The 7521-nt window shown below is 64.1% G+C and carries 8 protein-coding genes and 1 pseudogene; 8 read left to right on the forward strand and 1 reads right to left on the reverse strand.

Annotated features, from left to right (window positions below; genetic code table 11):
• Nucleotides 1-113: 113 nt before the first annotated feature.
• From EN879_RS17170 to EN879_RS17210, 8 genes are all read left to right on the forward strand, one after another.
• A complete protein-coding gene (locus EN879_RS17170) occupies nt 114-956 on the forward strand; it encodes an ABC transporter permease (protein WP_027163033.1) in 843 nt (280 codons plus the stop codon).
• The gene (locus tag EN879_RS17175) at nt 949-1743 is read left to right on the forward strand and encodes an ABC transporter permease (protein ID WP_063169496.1); all 795 of its coding nucleotides are present in this window, start codon (nt 949-951) and stop codon (nt 1741-1743) included. The genes EN879_RS17170 and EN879_RS17175 overlap by 8 nt, the downstream gene beginning before the upstream one ends.
• A complete protein-coding gene (locus tag EN879_RS17180) occupies nt 1740-2813 on the forward strand; it encodes an ABC transporter ATP-binding protein (RefSeq protein ID WP_024504743.1) in 1074 nt (357 codons plus the stop codon). The genes EN879_RS17175 and EN879_RS17180 overlap by 4 nt, the downstream gene beginning before the upstream one ends.
• A 13-nt stretch (nt 2814-2826) precedes the next feature.
• Nucleotides 2827-4101 (forward strand): glycosyltransferase, encoded by a 1275-nt coding sequence (locus EN879_RS17185; protein ID WP_063169497.1) that lies wholly within the window; start codon nt 2827-2829, stop codon nt 4099-4101.
• A gap of 229 nt (nt 4102-4330) precedes the next feature.
• On the forward strand, nt 4331-4681 hold the full coding sequence (locus EN879_RS17195; RefSeq protein ID WP_063169498.1) for a cupin domain-containing protein: 351 nt from the start codon (nt 4331-4333) through the stop codon (nt 4679-4681).
• Nucleotides 4682-4698: 17 nt separating this feature from the next.
• Entirely contained in the window at nt 4699-5040 is a 342-nt protein-coding gene (locus EN879_RS17200) for a cupin domain-containing protein (protein WP_063170399.1), read from the forward strand.
• 23 nt (nt 5041-5063) lie between these two features.
• Nucleotides 5064-5408 (forward strand): cupin domain-containing protein, encoded by a 345-nt coding sequence (locus EN879_RS17205; protein WP_013528939.1) that lies wholly within the window; start codon nt 5064-5066, stop codon nt 5406-5408.
• Between the two features lie 160 nt (nt 5409-5568).
• On the forward strand, nt 5569-7077 hold the full coding sequence (locus tag EN879_RS17210) for an aldehyde dehydrogenase family protein (RefSeq protein WP_063170400.1): 1509 nt from the start codon (nt 5569-5571) through the stop codon (nt 7075-7077).
• Nucleotides 7078-7224: 147 nt separating this feature from the next.
• Here the strand turns inward: EN879_RS17210 and EN879_RS17215 are convergent.
• A pseudogene (locus tag EN879_RS17215) lies at nt 7225-7521 on the reverse strand (hypothetical protein); the annotation flags it as partial.

The raw sequence follows: 7521 nt of genomic DNA on the forward strand, positions 1-7521 counted from the left end.
GGTTGAGGACACGATTGGGTACCGCATTCAGCGGCCGACGGCGGGTTTCCGCCGTCGGCCGCTGAATGCGGTACCCAATCGTGTCCTCAACCAGACTTCGTTCCTCCTTGCTGATGGCCCCGGCGCTGGCCTGGCTCGCGGCCTTGATGGTGGTGCCGTGCGCGCTGGTACTGGCGCTCGCCTTCTTCCGGCGTGGCATCTATGGCGGCATCGAATACACCTTCACGCTGGAGAATTTCGGCCTGGTCTTCGACCCGCTCTATGCCGGCATCTTCCTCAATTCGGCGCGCATCGCCGGCACCGCGACCCTGATCGCGGTGGTGATCGGCTATGCTGCCGCCTACGCGATATCGGCGGCACCGCGCCGGTGGCAGCCAGTGTTCCTGTTCTTCGCCGTGCTGCCGTTCTGGTCCAACTATCTGATCCGCACCTATGCCTGGATCGTGCTGCTCAACCGCGAAGGCCTGATTACCCAGCTGCTGCGCTGGTTCGGCTACACCGGCGAGCCGCCGTCGATGCTCTACACCGAAGGCGCCGTCATCGCCGGCCTGGTCTATAACTACCTGCCCTTCGTCATTCTCGCCTGCTACGCGCCGCTGTCGCGACTCAACCCGGAACTCGCCGAGGCCTCGCGTGATCTCGGCGCTTCGGCAGCCACCACGTTCCGTCGTGTCATCCTGCCGCTGACCGTACCGGGCATCGCCGCCGGCGCGGTCTTCGTCTTCGTGCTGTCGATCGGTAATTTCGTCACGCCCGCGCTGCTCGGCGGCGGCCGCTTCCAGATGATCGGCAACCTCGTCTACGACCAGTTCCTGACCGCCAACGACTGGCCTTTCGGGGCGGCACTGGCGATGGCGCTGATTGCCATCATGCTTCTGGTACTGATGGCGCAAGCGCTGGCCGCCAATCGCGCCTCGGGTCACGTCACGCAAGCCGGCGGAGACACCGATGGCTGAGCGCTCCCCTGCCACGCGGCGCACGCTCTGGCTCGTGCTCAGCCTGGTCTTCGCTTTCCTCTACATCCCGATCGCCGTGCTGGTGGCGCTGTCCTTCAACGAAGGCGGGTTGCCGACGGCATGGTCGGGATTCTCCCTGAAATGGTATGTCTCGCTGGCCTCGAATTCGGCGATCCTGTCCGCGGCCCTCAACACGCTGATCGTGGCGCTGGTCTCGACCGCGATCGCCACTCTGCTCGGCACGCTGCTGGCGATCGGCATCGAGATGCGCCGGCAATACGGCAAGGCCCTCGAAGCGCTGATTTTCGCACCGATGATCATTCCCGACATCGTGCTGGCGATCGCGCTGCTCTCGTTCTTCTCCATGCTCAATCTAACCATGGGCCTGCACACCATCATCCTCGCCCATGTCGTCTTCAACCTCGCCTTCGTCTGCTCGGTGGTGCGCGCGCGGCTGAAGAGTTTCGACTGGTCGATCGTCGAGGCCTCCGCCGATCTCGGCGCCTCCGCGCTCACCACCTTCCGGCGGGTGACATTGCCGGTCATCGCGCCGGCGGTGATTGCAGGGGCGCTGCTCGCCTTCACGCTCTCGGTCGACGAGTTCATCATCGCCTTCTTCACCGCTGGCGCCGGCCGCGCCTCGACGACGCTGCCGATGCAGATCTACGCCATGATCCGCTTCGGCATCACGCCGGAGATCAACGCGCTGGCGACCATCGTCATGGCGGTCTCGATCACCGCGCTGACCCTGTCGCAGCGGCTCAACCGTGGGATCATCGGCCAATGAGCGAACCCCGCACTCTGCTGGCCATCGATCATGTGTCGAAGAATTTCGGCAGGGTGATGGCCGTCGACGGCATCTCGCTCGACATCCGCGAGAACGAGTTCTTCGCTTTGCTCGGCCCGTCCGGCTGCGGCAAGACCACGCTCTTGCGCATGCTGGCCGGTTTCGAGACGCCCAATGACGGGCGCATCCTGCTCGACGGACGTGACATCGCCAAAACCCCGCCCAACAAGCGGCCGGTCAATCTGATGTTCCAATCCTATGCGCTGTTTCCGCATATGAGCGTTCGCGCCAATGTCTCCTACGGCCTGGAGATGGAACGTTTGCCAACAGCTGAAATCCGCTCCCGCGTCGATGCCATCCTGGCGACGACCGAGCTCGTCCCCTTCGCCGACCGCAAGCCGGAGCAATTGTCGGGCGGCCAGAAGCAGCGCGTCGCGCTTGCCCGCGCGCTGGTCAAGCGGCCTCGCCTGCTGCTGCTCGACGAGCCGCTCGGCGCGCTCGACAAGAAGCTGCGCGGCGCCATGCAGCTGGAATTGAAGCGCCTGCAGCACGAGGTCGGCATCACCTTCGTCATCGTCACCCATGACCAGGAGGAATCGCTCGTCATGGCCGACCGCATGGCGGTGCTGAAAGACGGCAGATTGCTGCAATGCGACACGCCGCACGCGATCTACGAACACCCCGCCGATCGCTTCGTCGCCGACTTCATCGGCGTGATGAATTTCGTGCCGGGCCAAGCCGCCGTCGATGGCGTTGTAGCCACGAATGGCGCACGCATATCAGGCAAGGTTCCGGCAACGCTCTCGCCCGGCGCATCCGCTGTCGCTTCGGTGCGCCCTGAGCGCATCCGGCTATTCCCATCGGCGGAAACCGCCAACCGCATCACCGGCACGGTCGAGGCGCTGGCCTATCAGGGGCTGGACCTGCAGCTGCATGTCCGCACGCCCCTGTCGCCAAAGCCGTTCCTGGTGCGCGTCACCGCAGATGCCGCCGACCGCCGGCCGGTCTCGTCGGGCGACCAGGTCGAACTCGGCTGGGATGCCGCCGATGTCAGAATTTTCGCAGAATGACAGGAGAAGCCTGATGGCGCAGAAGACGATCGCGTTTTTTCCAGAAGCCGCCTACGGCCCGGCGCTCAATTCCGTCGGTATCGCCCAGGCAGTCGAAGCGCGCGGCCACAAGGCGGTGTTCCTGTCCGACCCCGGCTTCGTCGATGTCTACAAGGGCTACGGCTTCGAGGCGCATCCGGTGAACCTGTCGGAGCCGATGCCGCCCGAGCAGATGGCGAAATTCTGGGAGGATTTCATCAACGGCCATATCCCGAACTTCCGCAAATCGCCCTACGACCAGGTCGACAACTACGTCAAGGATTGCTGGACGGCGATCGTCGACAGCGCCAAATGGGCGCAGAAGGATCTGCCGCGCGTTCTCTCAGCCATCAAGCCGGATGTGATCTGCGTCGACAACGTCATCCTGTTCCCGGCCATCAAGCAGTACGGCAAGCCGTGGGTGCGCGTCATCTCCTGCTCGGAAAACGAGATCGAGGACGAGGACATCCCGCCCCATCTCTCCGGCTGCGGCGAGAACGACCATGCCGGCCACCAGCGCTACCGCGACCACTTCAATGCGGTGATCAAGCCGATCCATGACGACTTCAACGGCTTTCTCACCGCCAACCACGAGGCGCCCTATCCGATCGGCCAGTTCTTCGAAGCCTCGCCCTATTTGAACCTGCTGCTCTACCCCGAAGCGGCAAAATTCAAGCGCCGCCATCCGCTCGACCCGGCAAAATTCCAGTACCTCGAAGGCTGCGTGCGGCACGAAAAGCCGTACACGGTGCCGACCTTCTCCAGGAACAATGACGGGCCGCTGCTCTACGTCTCCTTCGGCAGCCTGGGCGCCGGCGATGTCGATCTGCTGAAGCGCATCATCGCGACATTGGGCAAGACGCGCTACAGGGCTCTGGTCAATGTCGGCGGCTACAAGGACCAGTACACGGACGTGCCCGGTAACGTCATTGTCGACAGCTGGTTTCCGCAGCCCTCGGTGATCCCGCAGGTCGATGCCGTCATCCACCATGGCGGCAACAACTCGTTCACCGAGTGCCTCTATTTCGGCAAACCGGCCATCATCATGCCCTATGTCTGGGATGGCCACGACAACGCCACCCGCGTCGAGGAAACCGGCCACGGCTTCGGCATGCCGCGCTACGACTGGACCGATGCCGAGCTGGTTGCCAAGATCGAGACCTGCCTGACCGACCCGGCGATGAAAGCCAAGCTGGCGAAGACATCGGCGCAGATGCACGCGCAGAATGGGCCGGAGAAAGCGGCCGGGTTGTTGGAGACGCTGCTGTGATTGAGATGCGGAGCCCAGGCGCCCCCCTCTGGCCTGCCGGCCATCTCCCCCTCAAGGGGGGAGATTGGATTTCGCGGCGGCTTTCGCCAATTTTCAACGCTGAAGAAGAGACACAGAAGCCAAAGTTGCCAATCTCCCCCCTTGAGGGGGAGATGTCCGGCAGGACAGAGGGGGGCCTCGTAGAGCGAAAACGGGGCGGGATTGAGCGCCCAAATGATGGAGCACGCTCATGACCTCCTCCGCCCCACACCTCCACCAGGCCACCACCCGAACCGACCTCGTCGACTGGGGCGTCCAACCTGACGCGCTGGACGGCGCTTCGCGCTCCACCGGCAGGCTCGTGCACAAAGGGCCAAACAACCAGCCGGAATCCGGCATCTGGGTCTGCACGCCAGGCCGCTGGCGCCTCAGTATCCCGCGCGACGAATTGTGCCATTTCGTCGCCGGCCGCGCGACCTACCGGTCGGATGTCGGTGAGGTGATAGAAGTCTCCACCGGCACCGTGGTCATGTTCCCTGCCGGCTGGAGAGGCGAATGCACCGTGCATGAGACGATGCGCAACGTCTACATGCTGGCGTGACCACGGAGCTTGATGACATGTCGACACCGCACTGGCCGAAGGCTTCGGCCGTGGAATTGGAAGACTGGGGCGCGGGCAGCAACACGCTCGCCGGTTCGCCGCGCGCTTCGGGCAAGATCCTGGCGCAGAACCCGGACGGATCGAGCGAATGCGGCCTGTGGGCGTGCACGCCGGGCACGCGCAAGGTCACCTTTGGCGCCGACGAATTCTGCCACTTCCTGTCGGGACGCGGCAGCTATGTCCATGGCGACGGCGAGGAGATCGCGGTCGAGGCCGGCACGCTGGTATTCTTCCCCGCCGGCTGGACCGGCATCTCCATCATCACGCAAACGCTGACCAAGGCCTTCATGTGCCGCTGAGCACCCATTTCCAAGGAATCGATATGACAACCCCCATCATGAAATCCCCGCTTACCATTACCGACCTCGTCGACTGGGGCGTCATCCCGACCATGATCGAGGGCCAATCCCATACCTCGGGCAAGCTGCTGTACAAGGGGCCGGAAGGCCGCTCCGAATGCGGGCTTTGGGTCTGCACTCCGGGCAAATGGCACTGCCATGTCACCCGCGACGAGTTCTGCCATTTCCTCGAAGGGCGCTGCACCTATGTGCATGAATCCGGCGAGGTCATCGAGATCGAGCCGGATACGGCAGCGTTCTTCCCGCAGGACTGGAAGGGCGTCTGCACCGTCCATGAGACAATCAAGAAGGTCTACATGATCCGCTGAGCCTTCTCGATAATTCTGCCCTGCCGGACACCTGACGCGGCTTTCTGCGCTTCCGGTGCTCACGGACTAAATGTCCGCTGCGCTCCGGTTCTCGAAAGCCACGCCATCTGCCTCGGCAGGACGAATTCTCAAAAAGGCTCCGTAAATGGAGAAGGACAAAATGGATTTCTCTCCTGACCGGCCAACCTTCTTCGTCAATCCGGACTACCGGTCGATGGCCGGCGCGGCAAAACCGGTGATCGATCCGGCGACGCTGGAAACCGTCGGCGCTATCTCTGCTGCGACAGACGGCGAGATCGATACCGCACTCACGGCCGCGACGAAGGCGCAGGCCGCCTGGAAGAAGCTCGATGCCAAGAGCCGGGCCAAGCATCTGCATGCCGTCGCCAACGCCATCGAGGCGGCGGACTTCACGCGTTGCGCCGAGCTGATGGTGCGCGAGATGGGCAAACCCTACCCCGAAGCGATCGGCGAGATCGCCAATTGCGCGCCGATCTTCCGCTACTATGCCGAGATGGCGCGCGACGATGCCGGCAAGATCGCCGGCACGACGCAGGCCGGTTCGTTCCAGTATGCGCGCTACGAACCTTACGGCGTCTCCGTACACATCATGCCCTACAATTTCCCGATCCTGCTGATGTGCTGGACGGTCGCCGCATCGCTCGCCGCCGGCAATGCCTGCATCATCAAGCCGGCCGAGGCGACGACGCTCTCGACGCTGGACTACATGACCGTGTTCCGCTCGCTGCCAGAGGGGCTGGTCTCCTGCCTGCCCGGCGGAGCGGCCACAGCGCAGGCGCTGATCGCCTCCGACCGCACCCATGCCGTTGCCTTCACCGGCTCGGTCGCCGCAGGCAAGGCGGTGGCGGTAGCCTGCGCCGAACGCATGAAGCCGTGCGTCATCGAGGCCGGCGGCAGCGACCCGCTGATCATAAGCGAGCATGCCCCGCTCGAGATCGCGGCGGCCGGCAGCGTCACCGCCGCCTTCCACCTCACCGGCCAGGTCTGCACTTCGGCCGAGCGCTTCTTCGTCGTCGATTCCGTGCATGACCGCTTCGTCGCGCTGTTCGCCGAAAGGACGCGGGCGCTGCGCATCGGCAACGGCATGGACAAGACCGAGATCGGCCCGCTGGTCAGCGAAAGCGCGCGGACCAAAGTGATGCGCCTTGTGGATGACGCCATTGCCCATGGCGCCAAGGCGGTGACCGGCGGGCGCATCCCGCCGGCGCACAACATCGGCTGGTTCTACGAACCGACCATCCTGACCGGCGTCACCCCTGATATGGCGATCGTGCGCGAAGAGTGTTTTGGACCCGTCGCCGCCATCTGCCGGGTCAGGGATTTCGACGAGGCGATCCGGCTTGCCAATGACAGCCCGTTCGGGCTCGGCGCTTCGGTGTTCACATCGAATCTGGCCGAAGCCCACGAGGCGGCTGAACGGCTCGAAGCCGGCATGGTCTGGGTCAACAACCCGCTGATCGACAACGATGCCCTGCCGTTCGGCGGCTGGAAGGCCTCGGGCCTTGGCCGCGAGCTCGGACGCCAGGGGCTCGACGCCTTCCGCCGCTCCAAAATGGTGATCATCGACCACAAGCCTGCGATCCAGGACTGGTGGTATCCCTATCCCGACAGCTGGTTCCGCGAAACCGGCGGCCGCAAGCACGTCTGAGTGTTTCGAGCCTGGCTATCCCTGGACGCCAGCTCGGTGGCTATCCCTGGATAGCCAGCCCGACCATGAGCGGGAAAAGGCAATGCCGCCGAGTGAAACCCGGCGGCATCTTCTTTGACTGACCACTACCGTTTCGGCGGCGGTTCGTTACGGCGTCGTTTCCGTCTGCATCGCGGCAGCCGTCTGGTCGATCTTGCCGGCAAGGACGTCTTGAGCCCAGGACGTGACCGCGGCGTCGACGGGCTTGTTGGCCATATCCGCCAATGCCGCGTCGAGCGATGCATCATCGGTGCCGACCGCGGCCGCAGCAGCAGCAGCGTTGTCGGCAGCGACCTCGGCCTGCAGAGCAGCTATCTTCCCAGGCAGGGCCGCCTGATCTTCGGGCGACATCGCGGCAATCTGATCGGGTGTCAGGGACGTCAGCGCATCCAGCTTAGCCTGTGC

This window comes from Mesorhizobium sp. M7A.F.Ca.AU.002.02.1.1 (genome assembly GCF_003998535.1).
Lineage (GTDB): Bacteria > Pseudomonadota > Alphaproteobacteria > Rhizobiales > Rhizobiaceae > Mesorhizobium > Mesorhizobium ciceri.

What these genes read in the sequence shown, in the direction of transcription:
- EN879_RS17170 (WP_027163033.1), top strand. Translation starts at nt 114, where the DNA reads ATGGCCCCGGCGCTGGCCTGGCTCGCGGCCTTGATGGTGGTGCCGTGC.
- EN879_RS17175 (WP_063169496.1), top strand. Translation starts at nt 949, where the DNA reads ATGGCTGAGCGCTCCCCTGCCACGCGGCGCACGCTCTGGCTCGTGCTC.
- EN879_RS17180 (WP_024504743.1), top strand. Translation starts at nt 1,740, where the DNA reads ATGAGCGAACCCCGCACTCTGCTGGCCATCGATCATGTGTCGAAGAAT.
- EN879_RS17185 (WP_063169497.1), top strand. Translation starts at nt 2,827, where the DNA reads ATGGCGCAGAAGACGATCGCGTTTTTTCCAGAAGCCGCCTACGGCCCG.
- EN879_RS17195 (WP_063169498.1), top strand. Translation starts at nt 4,331, where the DNA reads ATGACCTCCTCCGCCCCACACCTCCACCAGGCCACCACCCGAACCGAC.
- EN879_RS17200 (WP_063170399.1), top strand. Translation starts at nt 4,699, where the DNA reads ATGTCGACACCGCACTGGCCGAAGGCTTCGGCCGTGGAATTGGAAGAC.
- EN879_RS17205 (WP_013528939.1), top strand. Translation starts at nt 5,064, where the DNA reads ATGACAACCCCCATCATGAAATCCCCGCTTACCATTACCGACCTCGTC.
- EN879_RS17210 (WP_063170400.1), top strand. Translation starts at nt 5,569, where the DNA reads ATGGATTTCTCTCCTGACCGGCCAACCTTCTTCGTCAATCCGGACTAC.